Genomic DNA, 18,795 nt, shown 5'->3' on the forward strand with positions numbered 1-18,795 from the left:
AGACCCTCGTTCTTCTAGACAGCAGAATCGACCAAGCCTACCAACTCGACGGCGGCGCGCCGGACGTCGTCGTTGACGACGACCGTGTCGAACTCCTCCGCCGCCGCCAGTTCGACCTCGGCGAGCGCGCGGCGCGCGGCCAGCGTCTGCTCGTCCTCAGTGCCCCGTCCGGTCAGCCGGCGGTCCAGTTCGGCGACGTCCGGCGGGGCCAGGAACACGAGTCGGGAACCGGGCATGGCGGCGCGGACCTGACGGGCGCCCTGCAGGTCGATCTCCAGCAGCACCGGGATCCCCGCGGCCAGCCGCTGCTCCACCGGCTCGCGCGGGGTGCCGTAGAGGTTGCCGGCGAACCGGGCCCACTCCAGCATCGCGCCGGACTCGACCATGGCCTGGAACTCGTCCTCGGAGCGGAAGAAGTACTCGCGGCCCTCACGCTCCCCCGGCCGCGGACGGCGGGTGGTGCAGGACACGGAGATCCAGATGTCGGCGCCGAGCGCACGCACCTCGCGGACGACCGTCCCCTTGCCCACACCGCTCGGGCCGGAGAGCACCGTGAGTCGGGCCCGAGGGGAGTTGTCGGGTCGCACGCCCGGCAACCTACCGGGCGGGTCCGCGGCGGCGGTCAGGGGAAGCGGGCGACGAGCGCGGCGCGTTGGCCGGGGCCCAGGCCCCGCACGCGACGTCCGACCGGGATCGCGAGGTCGGTCATGACGTGGTCGGCGATCCGGTCACCCACGCCCGGCAGGGACTCCAACAGCACCCGGACCTGCATCGCCCCGACGGCCCCCGCGCCCGGATCGTCGGCGGCCGCCCGGTCGAACGCCGCCGCGAGGGTCGTCCGACCGGCGGCCAGCTCACGGCGCAAATCGGCGCGCACGGCCCGGGCCTGCACCGCGGCGGCCCCCGCCGCCCGGCGTTGCTCCGCGGTCAGGGCGGGCGGAGTGGGCACGGTCCCGACCCTAGATCGACGGGCCTACCGTGAGCGGACGTGACCTCTGACATCAGCTACCGCCGGCTGGGCGACTCCGGGCTCGTCGTGTCGAGCGTGGGCCTCGGCACCAACAACTTCGGGATGAAGCTCGACCTCGAGCAGTCCCGCGCCGTCCTCGACGCCGCGCTCGACGCCGGCATCACCCTCATCGACACCGCCGACTCGTACGGCAGGTCCGAGGAACGGATCGGCGAGCTCCTGCAGGGTCGGCGTGACGACGTCGTCCTCGCCACCAAGTTCGGCAGCCCGACCGGCAACCGTGACCGGTCGCCGGAGTTCCTCGTCGGCGAGGACTGGGGCGCCCGCGGGTCGCGGCGCTACGTGCGCAAGGCCGTCGAGGCGTCGTTGCGGGCCCTGCGCACCGACTGGATCGACCTCTACCAGATGCACCGGCCCGACCCGGCCACCCCGATCGAGGAGACGTTGTCGGTCCTCGACGACCTCGTCCACGAGGGCAAGGTCCGCTACGTCGGCCACTCGAACTTCAGCGGCTTCCAGACCGCCCACGCCGACTGGACGGCCCGCACGGCCGGCCTGACCCCGTTCGTGAGCGCGCAGAACAACTACAACCTGCTCGAGCGCGAGGTCGAGACCGACCTCGTCCCGGCGCTGGAGCAGTACGGCCTCGGGCTGCTGCCCTACTTCCCGCTCGCGAGCGGGCTGCTCACCGGCAAGTACCGCCGCGGCGAGGCGGCGCCCGCCGGGTCGCGGATCGAGGCGTGGGGCATGTCGAGCCGGCTCACCGACGCGACCTTCGACGCCGTCGAGAAGCTCGAGGCGTTCGCCGGGGAACGGGGGATCGGCCTGCTCGACGTCGCCATCGGCGGCCTCGCCGCGCAGCCGACGGTCGCGAGCGTCATCGCCGGCGCGACCACGCCGGAGCAGGTCCGCGCCAACGTCGCCGCCGGCGCCTGGAACCCGACCGCCGACGACCTCGCCGCCCTCGACGGCGCCACCAAGGCCGCCCCGCAGGGCTGACGGCTCCGCAGGGATGACGGCTCCGGCGAGTGGTCACCTCTTCCGCTGAGTGGTCACCAATTTCCGACCACTCACGGGGTGAGGTGACCACTCACCGGGTCTGGGGTCCCGGCTCCCGGGTCTGGGGTGGGGGTCTGGGGTCCCGGCTCCCGGGTCTGGGCGGTCAGCCGCGGACGCGGCGGCCGAGGAGCTTGTCGGGGAGCAGCGGCAGGAGGCGTCCGACGACGGCCCACGGCATCCGCGGGACGAACGCCTCGGCCGGTTCCCGTTCGATCGCCGCGACCAGCAGGTCGACGCCGCGCGCGAGCGAGACCGAGAAGGGGCGCACGTGGCCCTCGTTCATCGGGGTGCGGATGTAGCCGGGCAGCACCGTGGTCACCCGGATCGGCGAGTCCGCGGCGGCGAGTTCGGCCCGCAGGCTGCGCCCGAGCGAACGGACAGCGGCCTTCGACGCCGAGTAGGCGGCCGTGGCTCCCGGCAGGCCGGTCACGCCCGCGACCGAGCCGACCAGCACCAGGTGGCCGTGGCCCTGCTCGCGGAAGACCGCCATCGCGGCGTCGGCCTGGTCGAACGCCGCGACCGTGTTGACCAGCAGGGTGTCGCGGTTGGCGTCCGGGCGCCCCGACCCCACCGGCGCACCCCGCCCGATGCCTGCGTTGACGACCACCCGGTCCAGGCCGCCGAGTTCGTCGCACACCCGGTCGAACGCCGCGGGGACGGCCTCGGGGTCGGTGACGTCGAGCGGTTCGACGACGTACCGGCCGTCGCCGGTGAGCGACGCCGCGATGGTCTCGAGCAGGTCGGCGCGGCGCGCCAGCAACGCAACGTCGTGACCCCGGGCGGCCCACCGGTGGGCCATCGCCTCGCCGAGCCCCGAGCTCGCGCCGGTGACCAGGACGCGCTGACGGCGGGTGCTCATCGGGGCAGTATCGCGCCGCCCGACCTCGGGCGCGGAACCCCACCCGGCGTCGACGGTCGTCGGACGCTCAGACGGTGACGGACTCCGGCACGGCCTCGCCCAGCGGTTCGGGATCCGGACGGGCCGCGACGACGGCGGCCACGGCTTCGCGGACGGCCGGGCCGGGCAGGACGTGGTCGGTGCGCAGGGCGTCGCGGACGAGCGGGACCCAGCCCGCCACGCACAGCGCGAGGGCGATCCCGACAACAACGGCCACGACGATCACGAGAGTTGCTCTACCCACCTGTTCGAGGACGACCTGCGCGAGATGCGATTGGTCACTGGACGTTCACCGGAGGAACCGGAACTGGTCGGCGAGGGAACCGGCCGCCGCCCGCAGCGCTGCGGGATCGGGGCCGTGCGAGAGTACCTCGCGCGAGACGCTGGGCAGGACACCTCGACGGTGCTCACCGACCAGTCGGGCGACGTCCGCGGCTGTCCCGCCCTGAGCGCCGACCCCCGGCATGAGCACCGGCCCCCGCAGTTCACCGAGCTGCAACCGATCCGTGATCGTTGCACCCACCACCAGTCCGAACGAGCCGTACGGTTCGGCGCCGGCGTTGCGGGCCGCGATGTCGGCCACGATCGATTCCGCGACCGTCGGTCCCGACGGCGTCACCGCGTTCTGCACGGACGCCCCCTCGGGGTTGGACGTGCGGGCCAGCACGAAGACCCCCGCGCCGTGCCGCGCCGCGGTGTCGAACGCCGGCTCCAGCGACCCGACGCCGAGGAACGGGCTGACGGTCATGGCGTCGGCTGCGAAGGGCGAGGCGGGGTCGAGGTAGGCGGCGGCGTACGCCGCCATGGTGGAGCCGATGTCGCCGCGCTTGACGTCGAGCAGGACGAGTGTCCCGGCCGACCGCAGGGCCTGCACCGCCCGTTCCAGGACGGCCGATCCCGCCGCACCGAAGGCCTCGAAGAACGCCGACTGCGGTTTGACGACGGCCACCTGGCCCGCGAACGCCTCGACGCAGGCATCGGTGAACCGGGCCAGGCCGTCGAGGTCGACACCGAGCCCCCACCGCTCCAGCAGCGGCGGGTGCGGGTCGATGCCCACGCACAGCGGGCCGTGCGCGTCCATCGCGGCGTCGAGCCGGGCGCCGAAGGTCATGCGGATTCCAACGTGTCGGCGAGCCGCACGCGCTGCAGGCGCTGCTCGGGGCTGAGGTGCGCGAAGCCGACGGCGTCGGCCAACGAGGCGAAACCCCGCTCGGACAGGGCCTGCTCCAGCTCGGCGAGCACGCGCAACGGCGTCGTCGGGTCGGCGAACACCGCCGTGCCGATCGACACCGCGGACGCCCCCGCCAGCACGAACTGCAACGCGTCCAGGCCGGTGCGGATACCGCCCATGCCGAGGATCGGCAGCCACGGGACGGCCTGGTGGACCTGCCAGACGCAGCGCACCGCGATCGGGCGGATCGCGGGGCCCGACAACCCACCGGTGATCCCGGCCAGCGCCGGCGCCATCCGGTCGGTGTCGATGACCATGCCGAGTGTCGTGTTGATCAGCGACAGGCCGTCGGCGCCGGCGTCGGAGCAGGCCCGGGCGATGGTGGCGATGTCGGTGACGTCGGGCGTGAGCTTCGCGAACACCGGCTGGTCCGGGTCGGCCGCGCGCCGCACTGCGGCGATGACCCGCGAACTCGCGGTCGGGTCACAGGCGAACACCTCGCCCCGGCTCTCGACGTTCGGGCAGGAGATGTTGGCCTCGATCATCGAGACCGCGGGGTGGCCGTGCAGCGCCCGGGCGCACGCGACGAACTCGTCGGTGGAGCCCCCCGCGATCGACACCACGACCCGCGCGCCGCGCTCGGCGAGCCAGGCGAGGTCGTGCTCGATGAACGACGCGATGCCAGGGCCCTGCAGACCCACGGAGTTGAGCATCCCGCTCGGTGTCTCGGCCATGCGCGGGGTGGCGCGGCCGGAGCGGGCGTACGGCATCACCGACTTGGTGACGACGGCCCCGAGTTCGGTGACGTCGCAGAACGCGTCCAGTTCGCGGCCGGCGGCGGCGCAGCCGCTCGCCGTCAGCACCGGGTTGGGCAGCGTGACGCTCGCCAGCCGCGCCGTCATGTCCACGCTCACGCTCGGGGCCTCCTGACCATCGCGTCCGCACCGACCAGATCGGGGGGAAGGGTGCCGACGTCGTCGAACCGCACCCGCGCGGCGTCGAACACCGGGCCGTCGGTGCAGGCGCGCACGAAGCGGGACCCACCGTCGTCGCCGCGGACGGGGAGCACGCAGGTCATGCAGACCCCGATGCCGCAGGCCATGGCCTCCTCGACCGCGACCTGGGCGGTGATCGCGTGCTGCGCCGCGACCGCGCCGACGGCCTTCAACATCGGCATCGGGCCGCAGGCGTACACGACCTGGGCGCCGATCCGCGCGATGGCCTCGGGCAGGACGTCGGTGACGCGACCCCGTTCGCCGGCGCTGCCGTCGTCGGTGGTGACGGTGACCGCCCCGACGACGCGTTTGACGGCCAGTTCGCCGAACAGTTTCGGCGCGCTCGAGGCCCCGACGATCACCTCGACCTCGCTGCCGCGTTCGCGCAGCATCGCCGCGAGCGGCACCAGCGGTGCGGTGCCGTAGCCGCCACCGACGAGCACCGCCGGGACCGGTTCGGCGGGCAGGGGGAAGGGGCGTCCGAGCGGGCCGATGAGGTCGAGCCGGTCGCCGACCTGCCGCTGGGTCAGCCAGTGCGTGCCGGGGCCGGCGTCGGCCACCACGAACGTGACCGTGCCGGCGTAGTCAGACGTCGGGGTCGCGCCGTAGAGCGCGAACGAGCGTCGCAGCAGCATCGACGACGTCGGGTCGCCCGGCGACGCCCCGACCGACACCGCGACGAAGTGGCCGGGCTCGAACCCGGCCGCGATGCCCGGCGCGACCACGGTGAACTGGGTGTACTCCCCCACCGGGGTGACGGCGAAGATCTCCCCGATCTCGTGGACGGGTCGGGTCACGCGCCGGCCCGCTGCTCGATCAGTGCACGGTGCAACGCTTGCAGCGAGCGGACTCCGGGCGGCCCCTCGCGGAGCTGGTCGATCGCCTGCACCGCCGCCGAGAACGCCTGCACAGTCGTCAGACACGGCACGTTGGCCCCGACGGCCGCGGTGCGGATCTCGTAACCGTCGATGCGCGGGCCGGAGTTGCCGGCGGTGCCACTGGGGGTGTTCAGCACCAGCTGGACATCGCCCGCGGCGATGCGGTCGACGATCGTCGTGCCGGCGGTGTCGCGCTCGCTGTACTTCGCGACCACCTCGACCGGCACGCCGTTGCGGTGCAGCATCTGGGCGGTGCCGGAGGTCGCCAGCACCCGGAACCCGAGGTCGGCGAGGCGTTTGATCGGGAACAGGGCGGCCCGCTTGTCGCGGTTGGCCACCGACACGAACACCGCGCCGCTCTCGGGCAGCGGCCCGTAGACCGCCTCCTGGCTCTTGGCGAACGCCGTGCCGAACACGGTGGCGATGCCCATGACCTCGCCGGTGGACTTCATCTCCGGCCCGAGCAGGCTGTCGACCTGCGTGCCGTCGGCGGCGCGGAACCGGTGGAACGGCAGCACCGCCTCCTTCACCGCGATGGGGGCGTCGAGCGGCAGGTTGCCGCCGTCCTGGTCACCGGAAGGCAGCATCCCCTCCGCGCGCAGCTCGGCGATGGTCGTGCCGACCGCGATCCGCGCCGCGGCCTTGGCCAGCTGCACGGCGGTGGCCTTGGACACGAACGGCACCGTGCGGCTGGCCCGCGGGTTGGCTTCCAGGACGTGGAGCACGTCACCGGCGAGCGCGTACTGCACGTTGAGCAGGCCGCGCACGCCGACACCCTCGGCGATCGCGAGGGTCGACCGGCGCACGGCCTCGATGTCGCTCTCGCCCAACGTGATGGGCGGCAGCGCGCACGCGGAGTCGCCGGAGTGGATGCCCGCCTCCTCGATGTGCTCCATGACGCCGCCGAGGTACAGCTCGGTGCCGTCGTACAGGGCGTCGACGTCGATCTCGACGGCGTCGTCGAGGAACCGGTCGACGAGCACGGGACGCTCCGGCGCGATGTCGGTGGAGCTCGCGATGTAGCGCTCGAGGTTGGCCTCGTCGTACACGATCTCCATGCCGCGCCCGCCCAGGACGTAGCTCGGACGCAGCAGCACCGGGTACCCGATGCCGTCGGCCACGGCCTTCGCCCCGGCGAAGCTGGTCGCGGTGCCGTGCTTCGGGCTGGGGAGTCCGGCCTCGGCGAGCACACGGCCGAACTCGCCGCGGTCCTCGGCGAGGTCGATCGCCTCGGGCTGGGTGCCGAGCACCGGCACGCCGAGGTCCTTCAGCGCCTGGGCGAGACCCAGCGGGGTCTGGCCGCCGAGCGTGCAGATGACGCCCGCCACGCCCGGTCCGCCGGCGCCGGAGACCCGTTCGGCCTCGACGACCTCGAGGACGTCCTCGAGGGTGAGCGGCTCGAAGTACAGCCGGTCGGCGGTGTCGTAGTCGGTCGAGACGGTCTCGGGGTTGCAGTTGACCATGATCGTCTCGAACCCCGCGGCGCGCAGGGCCATCGTGGCGTGCACGCACGAGTAGTCGAACTCGATGCCCTGGCCGATCCGGTTGGGTCCGCTGCCGAGGATCAGCACCTTGGCCTTCTCGGTCTGCGGCTCGACCTCGGTCTCCTCGTCGTACGACGAGTAGTGGTAGGGGGTCCGGGCGGCGAACTCGGCCGCGCAGGTGTCGACGGTCTTGTAGACCGGGCGGATCCCGTTGCGCCAGCGCAGGGTCCTGACACCCGCCTCGCCGGCGAGTTCGGGCCGCAGCGCGGCGATCTGCCGGTCGGACAGACCGTGCCGCTTGGCGCGGCGCAGCAGGTCCGGGGTGAGGGAGGCGGCGTCACGCACGGCCGCTCCGATCGCCCCGATCAACTCGATCTGATCGAGGAACCAGGGGTCGATACCGGTGGCCTCGTGGACCCGCTCGACGCTCGCCCCGGCCCGCAACGCCCGCTCGACGGCGTACATGCGGCCGTCGGTCGGGATCGCGGCGCGCCGCACGAGGTCGTCGAGCGAGGCGTCGGGATCGGGGTCGGGGGTGGTCCAGAACCCGGCAGCGGTGGTCTCCATGCTCCGCAGCGCCTTGCCGAACGACTCGGCGAAGTTCCGGCCGATGGCCATGGCCTCCCCGACGCTCTTCATGTGCGTGGTGAGCACGGGGTCGGCCCCGGGGAACTTCTCGAACGCGAACCGCGGGATCTTCGTGACGACGTAGTCGATGCTCGGCTCGAAGGCGGCCTTCGTCCCGCCGGTGATGTCGTTGTCGATCTCGTCGAGGGTGTAGCCGATGGCGAGGCGCGCCGCGATCTTGGCGATCGGGAAGCCGGTGGCCTTGCTGGCCAGTGCCGAGGACCGCGACACGCGCGGGTTCATCTCGATGACGATCATCCGGCCGTTGCTGGGATCGACCGCGAACTGGATGTTGCAGCCGCCGGTGTCCACGCCGACCTCGCGGAGCACGGCGATGCCCATGTCGCGCATGTCCTGGTACTCGCGGTCGGTGAGGGTCATCGCGGGCGCGACGGTGATGGAGTCACCGGTGTGCACGCCCATCGGGTCGACGTTCTCGATCGAGCACACGACCACGACGTTGTCGTGCTTGTCGCGCATGAGCTCGAGCTCGTACTCCTTCCACCCGAGCACGCTCTCCTCGACCAGCACCTCGTGCACCGGGCTCGCCGCGAGACCACGGGCGATCGCGGCCCGGGCGCCCTCCTCGGTGTCGGCGAGGCCGGAACCCAGCCCGCCCATGGTGAAACTCGGCCGGACCACGATGCGGTGGTCGACACCGGCCGCGAACTCCATGGCGGCGTCGACGTCGCCGAACACCGCGCTGTCGGGGACGTCGCCGCCGACCTTGCGCACGATGTCCTTGAAGATCTGGCGGTCCTCGCCGCGGTGGATGGCGTCGACGTCGGCGCCGATGAGCTCGACGTCGTACTTCTTCAGGACCCCCGCCTCGTGCAGGGAGATCGCGAGGTTCAGGGCGGTCTGGCCGCCGAGGGTCGCGAGGATCGCATCGGGGCGTTCGGCCTCGATGACCTTCGTGACGGCCTCGAGCGTCAGCGGCTCGACGTAGGTCGCGTCGGCGAACTCGGGGTCGGTCATGATCGTCGCCGGGTTGGAGTTCACCAGGCTGACCCGCAGACCCTCGGCCCGTAGCACCCGGCAGGCCTGGGTGCCGGAGTAGTCGAACTCGCAGGCCTGGCCGATCACGATCGGGCCGGACCCGATGACCAGGACGTGCTCGATGTCGGTGCGCTTGGGCATCAGGCGTCGGGACCCTTCTTCTCGAGCAGTTCGACGAAACGGTCGAACAGGTAGCCGGCATCGTGCGGGCCGGCGGCGGACTCGGGGTGGTACTGCACGGAGAACGCGGGGACGTCGTGGGCCTGCAGGCCCTCGACCACGTCGTCGTTGAGGGAGACGTGGCTGACGGACACCGCACCGAACGGGGTGTCGGTGGTGCGGTCGGTCGGGGCGTCGACCGCGAACCCGTGGTTGTGGGCGGTGATCTCGACCTTGCCGGTGCGGCGGTCGGCCACCGGCTGGTTGAGGCCGCGGTGGCCGTAGCGCAGCTTGTAGGTGCCGAAACCGTAGGCGCGGCCGAGGATCTGGTTGCCGAAGCAGATGCCGAACACCGGCACCCGGCGCGCCAGCAGACCGCGCACGACCTCGACCGCGGCGTCGGCGGTCGCGGGGTCGCCCGGGCCGTTGGCGAGGAACACGGCGTCGCCACCGGCCGCGAGGACGTCCTCGAGCGAACTGGTCGAGGGCACGACCGTGGTGGCGATCCCGCGTTCGGCCAGCCGGTGCGGGGTCATGGCCTTGATGCCGAAGTCCAGCGCGGTGACGGCGAAGTTCTGGGTGCCGGCCGCCGGGACCGTGTACGGCTCGGAGGTCGTGACCTGCGCGGAGAGGTCGCTCCCGGTCATGGTCGGGCTGGCGAGCACCTTGGCCAGCAGCGAGTCGACGTCGGTGTCGACGCTGCTCACGACGCACCGCATGGCGCCCCGCTCGCGCAGGTGGCGGGTGACGGCCCGGGTGTCGACGCCGCTGATGCCGACGACGTCCTGCACGACCAGTTCGTCGTGCAACGACCGCTGCGAGCGCCAGTTCGACGGACGCGGTGAGGGATCGCGGACGACGTACCCCGCCACCCAGATCCGGCGGCTCTCGGTGTCGTCGTCGTTCACCCCGGTGTTGCCGATCTGCGGGGCGGTGGCCACGACGACCTGCCGGTGGTAGCTCGGGTCGGTGAGCGTCTCCTGGTAGCCGGTCATGCCGGTGGAGAAGACGGCCTCGCCGAAGGACTCGCCGACGGCGCCGAACGCTTCGCCGCGGAAGGCACGGCCGTCCTCCAGTACGAGGACGGCGTCGCGGGTGGTCACGAGGCGGACTCCCTGGGTTCGTGTGAGGTGGGTGGGGACGCGGGTGGGAGCAGGGCGGGGGCGTCGAGCGCCGTGACCCACTCCAGGTAGGCGCGGCGGTCGTCGGCGCGGAACCCGGTGTCGAGCAGGTGCAGGTCGGATCCGGTGGCGTGGTGCCACCGCAGGACCAGCAGCCCTCCCTTGCCGAGCACCTTGCCGGCGAGGGCGGGTTCGACCCGCGCGCCGTCGATCACGGCCCACGGCAGGAACACCGGGGTGTCGCCCCGGCGCTCGAACACCGCGCCGCCGCGGTACAGCGAGGCGGTGGCCGACGCCCGCCGGCCGAGCCCACCGACGACCACCCGGTCCTGCCAGCTGGTGGCGAACGTCGTGCCGACGTACAGACCGGTGTGGGGTCCGGCGACCAGCTCGCCGAGGTCGGGTTCGGCGGGTGGGCTGGTGTCGAGGTCGGGGAGCAGGACGTCCTGCCGCGCGGCGCGCCGCTGCCAGCCCCAGAGCATGGCGGCGAGCACGAGCACCACGACGGCCGCGACGACCACCGTGAGGAGTAGTCGGATCACGCGGGCACCCGGGCGACGACCCGGCCGTCGAGGACGGTCGGCACGCCCCGCAGCAGCGTGGTCGTGACCCGGCCGGGCAGGGTCCGGCCGTCGAACGGGGTGTTGCGGGCGATCGAGGCGAGGGCCGCTCCGCTGACGGTCCAGGTGGCGTCGGGGTCGACGACGGTCAGGTGGGCCGGTGCGCCGACCTCGAGCGTGCCGCCGTGGCCGTCACGGTCGGCCGCGCCGATGCGGGCCGGCGCCACTGACATCCGCTCGGCGAGCGTGCGCCAGTCCAAACGGCCCGTGCGCACCATCGTGTCGATGACGACGGGCAGCGCGGTCTGCAGGCCGAGCATCCCGGGTTTCGCCGCCGACCACTCGCACTCCTTGTGCTCGGTGGCGTGCGGAGCGTGGTCGGTGGCGACGACGTCGATGGTGCCGTCGGCCAGGCCCGCCCGGACGGCCTCGACGTCCGTTGCAGTACGCAACGGTGGGTTGACCTTGAACACGGGGTCGTACCCCTCGGCCAGGTCGTCGGTGAGGACCAGGTGGTGCGGGGTGACCTCGGCCGTGACCGGCAGCCCGGCGGCCTTCGCGGCGCGCACGATGGCGACGCTGCCGGCGGTCGAGAGGTGGCAGATGTGCACGCGGGAGCCGACGTGACCGGCGAGCAGGACGTCGCGGGCGATGATCGCCTCCTCGGCGACCGCGGGCCAGCCCGCGAGCCCGAGCCGCGCCGACACCAGCCCCTCGTGCATCTGTGAGCCGACCGTCAGCCGGGGTTCCTCGGCGTGCTGGGCGATGACGCCGTCGAACGCCTTGACGTACTCCAGCGCGCGGCGCATCAGCACCGGGTCGGAGACGCAGAAGCCGTCGTCGGAGAACACCCGCACCGCCGCGGCCGAGGTCGCCATCGCGCCCAACTCGGCCAGCTGCTCGCCGGCGCGGCCGACCGTGACGGCCCCGATCGGGTAGACGTCGACCAGCCCGGCCTCGCGCCCGAGCCGCCGGACCTGCTCGACGACCCCCGCGGTGTCGGCAGCGGGTTCGGTGTTGGGCATCGCGAACACCGCGGTGAACCCGCCGAGCGCCGCCGCGGCGGAACCCGTGGCGACGGTCTCGGCGTCGGGGTGGCCGGGCTCGCGCAGGTGCACGTGGAGGTCGACCAGACCGGGCAGCAGCACACCGTTGTTGCCTGCAACGGTCTCGCCCTCGGTGCGGAGGCCGGTGCCGATCTCGGCGATGACACCGTCACGCACGAGGACGTCGACGGCCTGTTCCCCGTAGGGCCGGACGTCGGTGAGCAGGAGCTCAGGCATCGTCGTCACCCCCGGCCAGCATCAGGTAGAGCACGGCCATGCGCACCGACACCCCGTTCGCCACCTGCTCGACGATCGTCGAGCGCTTCGGGTCGTCGGCCACCTCGGCGCTGATCTCCATCCCCCGGTTCATCGGGCCGGGGTGCATCACCACGGCGTCGTCCGGCATCAGCCCGAGCCGGCGGGAGTCCAGCCCGTACCGCTGGGCGTACTCGCGCGAGGTCGGGAAGAAGCTCTGGCCCATGCGTTCGTGCTGCACCCGCAGCATCATCACGACGTCGCTGCCCTCGAGGGCGTCGTCGAGCGTGTAGCCGAACTCGACCGGCCAGGCCTCGACGCCGATGGGCAGCAGGGTCGGCGGGGCGACCAGTTTGACCGACGCCCCGAGGGCGGTCAGCAGCCACACGTTCGAACGGGCCACCCGGGAGTGCAGGACGTCGCCCACGATCGTCACGGTCAGACCGGCGAGGTCGCCCTCCCCGCCGCGCAGGCGCCGCCGGATGGTGAAGGCGTCGAGCAGGGCCTGGGTGGGGTGCTCGTGGGTGCCGTCGCCCGCGTTGACGACCTTGCCCTGCACCCAGCCCGCGAGCCGGTGCGCGGCCCCGCTGGCGGAGTGGCGGATCACCACGGCGTCGGCGCCCATGGCCTCGAGGGTCAGCGCGGTGTCCTTGAGCGACTCGCCCTTGCTGACGCTGCTGCCCTTGGCGGCGAAGTTGATGACGTCGGCGGACAAGCGCTTCGCGGCCAGCTCGAACGAGGTCCGGGTGCGGGTGGAGTCCTCGTAGAACAGGTTGACCACGGTGCGTCCGCGCAGCGGCGGCAGCTTCTTGACCTCGCGGCCGACCAGGGCGGCGTCGAGACGTTCGGCGGTGTCGAGGACCGCGACGGCCTCGTCGTGGCCGAGGTCGGCGGCCGAGAGCAGGTGCTTCACCGGGGGCCTCCGTCCGCCCGCGCGTTCGCGGTCAGCAGGACGGCGTCGTCACCGTCGGTCTCGGCGAGGCGGACCCGCACGCTCTGGTCGGGCGCCGTGGGGATGTTCTTGCCGACGTAGTCGGCCCGGATCGGCAACTCGCGGTGGCCGCGGTCGACCAGCACCGCGAGCTGGACCACCGCGGGCCGGCCGAGGTCGCGCAGGGCGTCGAGGGCGGCCCGGACGGTCCGACCGGAGTACAGGACGTCGTCGACGAGGACGACGGTGGCACCGTCGACCCCACCGTCGGGCACGACCGTCTCGTGCAGGGCGCGGATGCCGCCGCCGCTGCGCAGGTCGTCGCGGTAGAGGGTGATGTCGAGCGCGCCCGCCGCGATCTCGCGCTCACCGAACGCGCTGATGCGGGCGGCGAGGCGACGGGCGAGCGGGACCCCGCGGGTCGGGAGGCCGAGCAGCACCACGCCCTCGGCGCCGCCGGTCTTCTCCAGGATCTGGTGGGCGATGCGGTCGACGGTGCGGCCGATATCGCCGGCGGACAGGACGGTCGCCGCGGCGGGAGCCGCCACCACCGTCGCACTGTCCGCTGCTGCCGGGACACTTCCCATGGGCAGGCAGAACCTCCTCCCCCGACGTCGTGTCCGCCTCTCGGGACGGCCCGTTGACGAGCGTCGGGACTGCCGGTGAGCCTACCGGTCAGGAGTTCGGCGACTGCCAGGGCTGGGAGGACGGCGCGCCGCCGGGGTTCTGCGGCGGCGGAGGCGACTGCTGCGGCGCGGACTGGCCGTAGCCGCCGCCCGAGGAGCCGTAGCCGCCACCGGGCTGGGCACCCGGCTGCTGCGGCGGGGTCGCCGGCGGCGTCGCGGGCTGGCCGTAGCCCGAGCCCGCGGGCTGCCCGTAGCCCGAGCCGCTCGCGGGCTGGCCGTACGACGGCGTGGCCGGCGGGGTCGCGTACCCCTGCGAGGGCTGGCCGTAGCCACCCTGACCCGGGGCGTTGTAGCCCTGCGACGGCTGGCCGTAGCCCGGCTGGCCGCCGTACCCGCCGCCGAAGTTCTGTGTGGGCTGCTTCGGGGTGTTCTTGATGATCCCCTTCTCGGCCAGCAGGTAGACGACCGCGGCGGCGGTCTGCAGCAGCGCCACGACGAACACGATCCAGTAGCCGTACCGGGCGCCGCCGGGGCCGCTGAAGATCAGACCGAGGTGGTAGAGGAACACCGCGCCCGCGACGGCGAGCACCGGCCACGCGGTCACGGCCTTCGAGAGCCCTGCCGCCGCGCCCAGCCCGGCCACGACGAGGGCAAACGGCACGACCGAGATGCCGGTCTCGTAGCCGTTGGCCGAGAAGGAGAGCTCGCCGTCGGTCCCGCTGAACTTCAGGAACCCGGCGATGAAGGCGACCACGCCGAGACCCGCCACGACGAGCGGTGCGATCGAGAGCAGCGGGTTGCGGGCAGTGGTGGTGCCCTCTGGGGTCGTCATGGAACTCCTCGGGTCGCGTACGGGACGTGTCGTCGATCGACCCTAGGGGGTCGTCGTCCCCGCTGTACCCAGGGCTCGCCGTCCCCGCACTTCCCCGTCAGTGTTCCGGGGGCGACCTACAGGGGCCGGACCACGTCGTCGTCGACCGGAGCGTCGTCGTCGGCGGGCTGCTCCGCCGCGGGAGCCGCGGGAGCCACGGGAGCCGCCGGGAGGTCGCCGGCGCTCGCGGGCGGGCCCTCGCGGTGGACGCGGCCGAGCACGCCGTTGACGAACCCCGGCGAGTCGTCGGTCGAGAGCATCCGGGCCAGTTCGACCGCCTCGTCGATGACGACAGCGGCCGGCACGTCGTCGCGGTAGAGCAGTTCGAAGACCGCCAGGCGCAGCACCGCGCGGTCGACGTCGGGCATGCGGCCGACCGTCCAGCCCTGGGCGTACTCGTCCAGGACCTGGTCGATGAACGCGAGGCGTGCGGCCGTGCCCTCGACCAGTTCGACGGTGTAGTCGCGCACCGGCGGGTCGGCACGCGCCACCCGCTCGGCGAGGGTCGTCAGCGGGTCGGTACCGCGCAGGTCGGCCTCGTAGAGGACGTCGACCGCGCGTTTGCGGGCCTTGGAGCGGGCGGGCATCGGGTTCCGGGTCGCAGCGTCAGCTGTTGACGCGGCCGAGGTAACGGCCGTCGCGGGTGTCGACCTTGACCTTCTCGCCGGTCGACACGAACAGCGGCACCTGGATCTCGGCGCCGGTCTCGAGCGTCGCGGGCTTGGTGCCACCGGTCGAGCGGTCGCCCTGCAGGCCGGGGTCGGTGTGGGAGATGACCAGTTCCACCGAGGTGGGGAGCTCGACGTAGAGCGGGGTGCCGTCGTGGACCGCGACCGTCGCCTCGGAGTTGTCGAGCAGGTAGCCCGCGCCGGTCCCGACGACCGTGAGCGGCACCGGGATCTGGTCGTAGGTGTCGCCGTCCATGAAGATGAAGTCGTCGCCCTCGCGGTACAGGAAGGTCATGTCGCGCTTGTCGACGTTGGCGGTCTCGACCTTGGTGCCGGCGTTGAAGGTGCGGTCGACGACCTTGCCCGACAGCACGTTCTTCAGGGTGGTGCGGACGAACGCGCCGCCCTTGCCGGGCTTGACGTGCTGGAACTCGGTGACCGTCCAGAGCTGGCCGTCGATGTTGAGGACGAGGCCGTTCTTCAGGTCGTTGGTGGTGGCCACTTGGGTGTGTGCTCCAGTCGATGTGGTCGGCGTTCGGTCGTGCGGTCTGCGTGCACGCCCGGCCCGGGGGCGGGGTGCGGTCAGCGGCCCAGGGTACGCAGGGTCCACGGGCACCCCCGGCGAGCCCTCGTTAGGGTCGCCGCCGTGACCCCGCCGCCCCCGCGCCGCCACACCGGCCGGGGCGGGCGCGGCGACCGGCGCCGCACCCTGTCGCAGAACCTCCTGCGCGACCCCCGCGCGATCGCCTCCTTCCTGGCCGCGTTGCCGCCGGCCGACGGACTGCCCGCGGTCGAGGTCGGCACCGGCGACGGCGCGCTGACCCGCGACCTCGCCGCGCACTTCGGCACGCTGACGACGTGGGAGCTCGACCCGGCGATGGCCGCGACCGCCCAGCGGCGACTGCGCGACGTCGACGGGATCCGGTTCGAGACCGGTGACTTCCTGGCGTCCGCACCGCCACGCACGCCGTTCCACCTCGCCGGCAACATCCCGTTCGGCCGCACCACGCCGATCGTGACGTGGGTGCTGGCGGCTCCGGCGTTGCGGACGGCCACCCTCATCACCCAGTGGGAGTTCGCCCGCAAGCGCGCGGGCGACTTCGACCGGTGGACCAGGACGACCGCGATGTCGTGGCCCTGGTTCGCCTGGGAGCTCGGTGCCCGGATCCCCCGGCGGTCGTTCGCGCCGGTCCCCGCGACCGACGCCGGGGTCCTGCGGATCGTCCGGCGCCCGACCCCGCTGCTGCCCGCGGGCGACCGGGCCCGCTGGGAGCGCGACGTCGACGCCGCGTTCATCGGACGCGGCGGGTCGCTGTTCGCCTCGCTCGCCGAGTACCACCCGCGGCGCGCCCTGGAGGCCGCGTTCGCCCGCGCCGGGTTGGACCGCGACGTCGTGGTCGGCTTCGTCCACCCCGACGCCCTGGTGACCGTCTTCCGCGCGCTGGGCGCGCCACGGCGCTGACCGGTGGTTGACGGAACCCACATCTCGGGCAAAGGTGATGCACCGCCGATCCCCACGTCTGTCCGAGGTGCCCCGTGTCGCGTCGTCGTTCCGTCCTGTCCGCCTCCGCCGTCGCCGTCCTCGCGGCGGGTGCCCTCGCCGGTGGGTCGGCCGCCGCCGCGCGGCCGACGGCCGCACCGCCCACGTACGCACCGGGCGCCGCCGGCGTCGGTGACCCGTACTTCCCCTCGCTCGGCAACGGCGGGTACGACGTCGGTCACTACGACCTCGCGCTGGACTACACGCCCTCGACGCACCGGCTCCGGGGCAAGGCGGTGCTCGCCATGCGGGCCACGCAGAACCTCTCCCGCTTCGACCTCGACCTCTCGGGCATGAAGGTCAGCAGCGTCCTGGTGAACGGGGTGACGGCGACGTTCACGCAGAGCGGGGGGGAACTGATCGTCTCCCCGCGCACCGGACTGTTGCGCGGTGCATCGTTCACGACGACCGTGGCCTACGCCGGCGTCCCGGAGACCATCACCGGTTCGCCCATCGTGTTCGGGGCCGACTACGGCTGGCAGTACACGCCCGACGGCGCGTTCGTCGGTGACGAGCCGAACGCCGCCCACACCTGGTTCCCGAGCAACGACCACCCGAGCGACAAGGCCACGTTCACCGTCCGCACCACCGTGCCGAAGGGCACCCAGGTCATCGGCAACGGTGACCTGCTCTCGACCACGACGGGCGCCGGCCGGACGACGTTCGTCTGGGACGACCCGTCTCCCACCGCGACCTACCTGCTGACGGTGGACATCGGGAAGTTCACGATCCGGAACGGCACCACACCGGGCGGCATCCCCGAGACCATGGGGTACGACCCGGCACTCGCCGACGACGTGACGTCACGCGACGTGTTCGGCGTGAGCGGGCGGGTGACCGACTACTGGAGCAAGGTCTTCGGCCCGTACGCGTTCACCTCGACCGGCGCGATCGTCGACAACGTGCCGGACGTCGGCTTCTCGCTGGAGACCCAGACCCGTCCGCTCTACGGGTTCGCGCCGGACCAGGGCACCATCTCGCACGAGCTCGCCCACCAGTGGTTCGGCGACTCGGTGTCGGTGGCGACGTGGAAGGACATCTGGCTCAACGAGGGTTTCGCGACCTTCGCCGCGGCGTACTGGGGTGAGCACGGCGGCGGCGACGACACGTACACGTCGTTCCGCCAGGAGTGGGCGGGGATCCCGGCGAGCTCGTCGTTCTGGAAGCAGGCCATCGCCGCGCCCGGCCGCGACCAGATGTTCTCCGGTGCGGTGTACGAGCGCGGCGGCATGACGCTCGCGGTGCTGCGCCACACCATCGGCGACGCCGCGTTCTTCGAGACCCTGAAGAGCTGGACCGACCAGCACCGCTACGGCAACGCCACCACAGCGCAGTTCATCGCACTCGCGCAGCAGGTGAGCGGCCGGGACCTCACCGACCTGTTCCAGACCTGGCTGTACACGAAGTCCAAGCCCGCCAGCTTCTGACGAATCCTGTGTCTTCTTGCAGCCGACGGTTGCAAGAAGACACGGAATTCGGGGGTTCAGACGTCGAGTTCGCCGGCGAGCCAGGACAGGGCGAGCACGTAGCCCTGGACCCCGAGCCCGACGAGCACCCCGCTCGCGACGCCCGAGACCAGCGAGCGGTGACGGAACTGCTCGCGGGCGTGGACGTTGCTGATGTGCACCTCGAGCACGTGCACGCCGCGGGAGGTGACGTCGGCGACGGCGTCACGCAGCACGACCGAGGTGTGGGACCACCCGCCCGGGTTGAGGACCACGGGGGTGCGGGCGTCGGCGGCCTCGTGCAGCCAACGCAGCAGCTGCCCCTCGTCGTCGGTCTGGTCGACGATGACCTCGAGCTCCATCTCGTGACCGGCGGCGACGCACAGGGCGGCCAGTTTGGCGTACGTGGTCGAACCGTAGATCTCGGGCTCGCGGGTGCCGAGCCGTCCGAGGTTGGCGCCGTTGAGGACGCGGACCGTTGCACCAGGCACT

20 protein-coding genes are annotated in these 18,795 nt (G+C 72.7%); 3 read left to right on the forward strand and 17 right to left on the reverse strand.

Annotated features, from left to right (window positions below):
• Nucleotides 1-14: 14 nt before the first annotated feature.
• Complete coding sequence (gene gmk / locus ACXR2U_RS10085) at nt 15-587, reverse strand: guanylate kinase (protein ID WP_458824876.1); 573 nt, start codon at nt 585-587, stop codon at nt 15-17.
• Nucleotides 588-622: 35 nt separating this feature from the next.
• The gene (gene mihF / locus ACXR2U_RS10090) at nt 623-949 is read right to left on the reverse strand and encodes an integration host factor, actinobacterial type (RefSeq protein ID WP_458824878.1); all 327 of its coding nucleotides are present in this window, start codon (nt 947-949) and stop codon (nt 623-625) included.
• 51 nt (nt 950-1,000) lie between these two features.
• Here mihF and ACXR2U_RS10095 point away from each other — a divergent pair, with 51 nt between their 5' ends.
• Complete coding sequence (locus ACXR2U_RS10095; protein ID WP_458824931.1) at nt 1,001-1,969, forward strand: aldo/keto reductase; 969 nt, start codon at nt 1,001-1,003, stop codon at nt 1,967-1,969.
• 163 nt (nt 1,970-2,132) lie between these two features.
• Here ACXR2U_RS10095 and ACXR2U_RS10100 read toward each other — a convergent pair whose 3' ends face one another.
• The 14 genes from ACXR2U_RS10100 to efp all read right to left on the reverse strand — a co-directional run bounded on the left by ACXR2U_RS10100 (nt 2,133) and on the right by efp (nt 15,820).
• The gene (locus ACXR2U_RS10100) at nt 2,133-2,888 is read right to left on the reverse strand and encodes an SDR family oxidoreductase (RefSeq protein ID WP_458824880.1); all 756 of its coding nucleotides are present in this window, start codon (nt 2,886-2,888) and stop codon (nt 2,133-2,135) included.
• 67 nt (nt 2,889-2,955) lie between these two features.
• Complete coding sequence (locus ACXR2U_RS10105) at nt 2,956-3,153, reverse strand: hypothetical protein (protein WP_458824881.1); 198 nt, start codon at nt 3,151-3,153, stop codon at nt 2,956-2,958.
• 63 nt (nt 3,154-3,216) lie between these two features.
• The gene (pyrF, locus tag ACXR2U_RS10110) at nt 3,217-4,038 is read right to left on the reverse strand and encodes an orotidine-5'-phosphate decarboxylase (RefSeq protein ID WP_458824883.1); all 822 of its coding nucleotides are present in this window, start codon (nt 4,036-4,038) and stop codon (nt 3,217-3,219) included.
• The gene (locus ACXR2U_RS10115; protein WP_458824932.1) at nt 4,035-5,000 is read right to left on the reverse strand and encodes a dihydroorotate dehydrogenase; all 966 of its coding nucleotides are present in this window, start codon (nt 4,998-5,000) and stop codon (nt 4,035-4,037) included. The genes pyrF and ACXR2U_RS10115 overlap by 4 nt, the downstream gene beginning before the upstream one ends.
• A gap of 8 nt (nt 5,001-5,008) precedes the next feature.
• Nucleotides 5,009-5,890 carry a dihydroorotate dehydrogenase electron transfer subunit gene (locus tag ACXR2U_RS10120; protein ID WP_458824884.1) on the reverse strand — a complete coding sequence of 294 codons (882 nt, stop codon included), beginning with the start codon at nt 5,888-5,890 and terminating at the stop codon, nt 5,009-5,011.
• On the reverse strand, nt 5,887-9,222 hold the full coding sequence (carB, locus tag ACXR2U_RS10125; RefSeq protein ID WP_458824885.1) for a carbamoyl-phosphate synthase large subunit: 3,336 nt from the start codon (nt 9,220-9,222) through the stop codon (nt 5,887-5,889). The genes ACXR2U_RS10120 and carB overlap by 4 nt, the downstream gene beginning before the upstream one ends.
• Nucleotides 9,222-10,343 carry a glutamine-hydrolyzing carbamoyl-phosphate synthase small subunit gene (gene carA, locus ACXR2U_RS10130; RefSeq protein WP_458824887.1) on the reverse strand — a complete coding sequence of 374 codons (1,122 nt, stop codon included), beginning with the start codon at nt 10,341-10,343 and terminating at the stop codon, nt 9,222-9,224. Before carA ends, carB begins: the two co-directional genes overlap by 1 nt.
• A complete protein-coding gene (locus ACXR2U_RS10135) occupies nt 10,340-10,903 on the reverse strand; it encodes a PH-like domain-containing protein (protein ID WP_458824888.1) in 564 nt (187 codons plus the stop codon). The genes carA and ACXR2U_RS10135 overlap by 4 nt, the downstream gene beginning before the upstream one ends.
• Nucleotides 10,900-12,204, reverse strand: coding sequence for a dihydroorotase (locus ACXR2U_RS10140; protein ID WP_458824889.1), 1,305 nt, complete (start codon nt 12,202-12,204; stop codon nt 10,900-10,902). Before ACXR2U_RS10140 ends, ACXR2U_RS10135 begins: the two co-directional genes overlap by 4 nt.
• Nucleotides 12,197-13,135, reverse strand: a complete 939-nt coding sequence (locus ACXR2U_RS10145; RefSeq protein WP_458824890.1) for an aspartate carbamoyltransferase catalytic subunit — start codon at nt 13,133-13,135, stop codon at nt 12,197-12,199. Before ACXR2U_RS10145 ends, ACXR2U_RS10140 begins: the two co-directional genes overlap by 8 nt.
• On the reverse strand, nt 13,132-13,740 hold the full coding sequence (gene pyrR, locus ACXR2U_RS10150) for a bifunctional pyr operon transcriptional regulator/uracil phosphoribosyltransferase PyrR (RefSeq protein WP_458824891.1): 609 nt from the start codon (nt 13,738-13,740) through the stop codon (nt 13,132-13,134). Before pyrR ends, ACXR2U_RS10145 begins: the two co-directional genes overlap by 4 nt.
• Nucleotides 13,741-13,828: 88 nt before the next feature.
• Complete coding sequence (locus tag ACXR2U_RS10155; protein WP_458824893.1) at nt 13,829-14,611, reverse strand: DUF5336 domain-containing protein; 783 nt, start codon at nt 14,609-14,611, stop codon at nt 13,829-13,831.
• A 116-nt stretch (nt 14,612-14,727) separates the two neighbouring features.
• Nucleotides 14,728-15,237, reverse strand: coding sequence for a transcription antitermination factor NusB (nusB, locus tag ACXR2U_RS10160; RefSeq protein ID WP_458824894.1), 510 nt, complete (start codon nt 15,235-15,237; stop codon nt 14,728-14,730).
• Between the two features lie 19 nt (nt 15,238-15,256).
• The gene (gene efp, locus ACXR2U_RS10165; protein WP_458824895.1) at nt 15,257-15,820 is read right to left on the reverse strand and encodes an elongation factor P; all 564 of its coding nucleotides are present in this window, start codon (nt 15,818-15,820) and stop codon (nt 15,257-15,259) included.
• A gap of 144 nt (nt 15,821-15,964) precedes the next feature.
• Here efp and ACXR2U_RS10170 point away from each other — a divergent pair, with 144 nt between their 5' ends.
• The gene (locus ACXR2U_RS10170) at nt 15,965-16,780 is read left to right on the forward strand and encodes a ribosomal RNA small subunit methyltransferase A (RefSeq protein WP_458824896.1); all 816 of its coding nucleotides are present in this window, start codon (nt 15,965-15,967) and stop codon (nt 16,778-16,780) included.
• A gap of 95 nt (nt 16,781-16,875) precedes the next feature.
• Nucleotides 16,876-18,285, forward strand: a complete 1,410-nt coding sequence (locus ACXR2U_RS10175) for a M1 family metallopeptidase (RefSeq protein WP_458824933.1) — start codon at nt 16,876-16,878, stop codon at nt 18,283-18,285.
• 56 nt (nt 18,286-18,341) lie between these two features.
• On the opposite strand, the gene ACXR2U_RS10180 is transcribed toward ACXR2U_RS10175, so the two are convergent.
• Nucleotides 18,342-18,794 carry a type II 3-dehydroquinate dehydratase gene (locus ACXR2U_RS10180; RefSeq protein ID WP_458824897.1) on the reverse strand — a complete coding sequence of 151 codons (453 nt, stop codon included), beginning with the start codon at nt 18,792-18,794 and terminating at the stop codon, nt 18,342-18,344.
• Nucleotide 18,795 lies beyond the last annotated feature (1 nt).

This window comes from Jatrophihabitans sp. YIM 134969 (assembly GCF_054456675.1).

Coding starts and splice junctions, on each gene's coding strand:
- nusB (WP_458824894.1), bottom strand. CDS start 15,237: ATGCCCGCCCGCTCCAAGGCCCGCAAACGCGCGGTCGACGTCCTCTAC.
- pyrR (WP_458824891.1), bottom strand. CDS start 13,740: ATGGGAAGTGTCCCGGCAGCAGCGGACAGTGCGACGGTGGTGGCGGCT.
- pyrF (WP_458824883.1), bottom strand. CDS start 4,038: ATGACCTTCGGCGCCCGGCTCGACGCCGCGATGGACGCGCACGGCCCG.
- carB (WP_458824885.1), bottom strand. CDS start 9,222: ATGCCCAAGCGCACCGACATCGAGCACGTCCTGGTCATCGGGTCCGGC.
- ACXR2U_RS10155 (WP_458824893.1), bottom strand. CDS start 14,611: ATGACGACCCCAGAGGGCACCACCACTGCCCGCAACCCGCTGCTCTCG.
- ACXR2U_RS10100 (WP_458824880.1), bottom strand. CDS start 2,888: ATGAGCACCCGCCGTCAGCGCGTCCTGGTCACCGGCGCGAGCTCGGGG.
- ACXR2U_RS10115 (WP_458824932.1), bottom strand. CDS start 5,000: ATGACGGCGCGGCTGGCGAGCGTCACGCTGCCCAACCCGGTGCTGACG.
- ACXR2U_RS10140 (WP_458824889.1), bottom strand. CDS start 12,204: ATGCCTGAGCTCCTGCTCACCGACGTCCGGCCCTACGGGGAACAGGCC.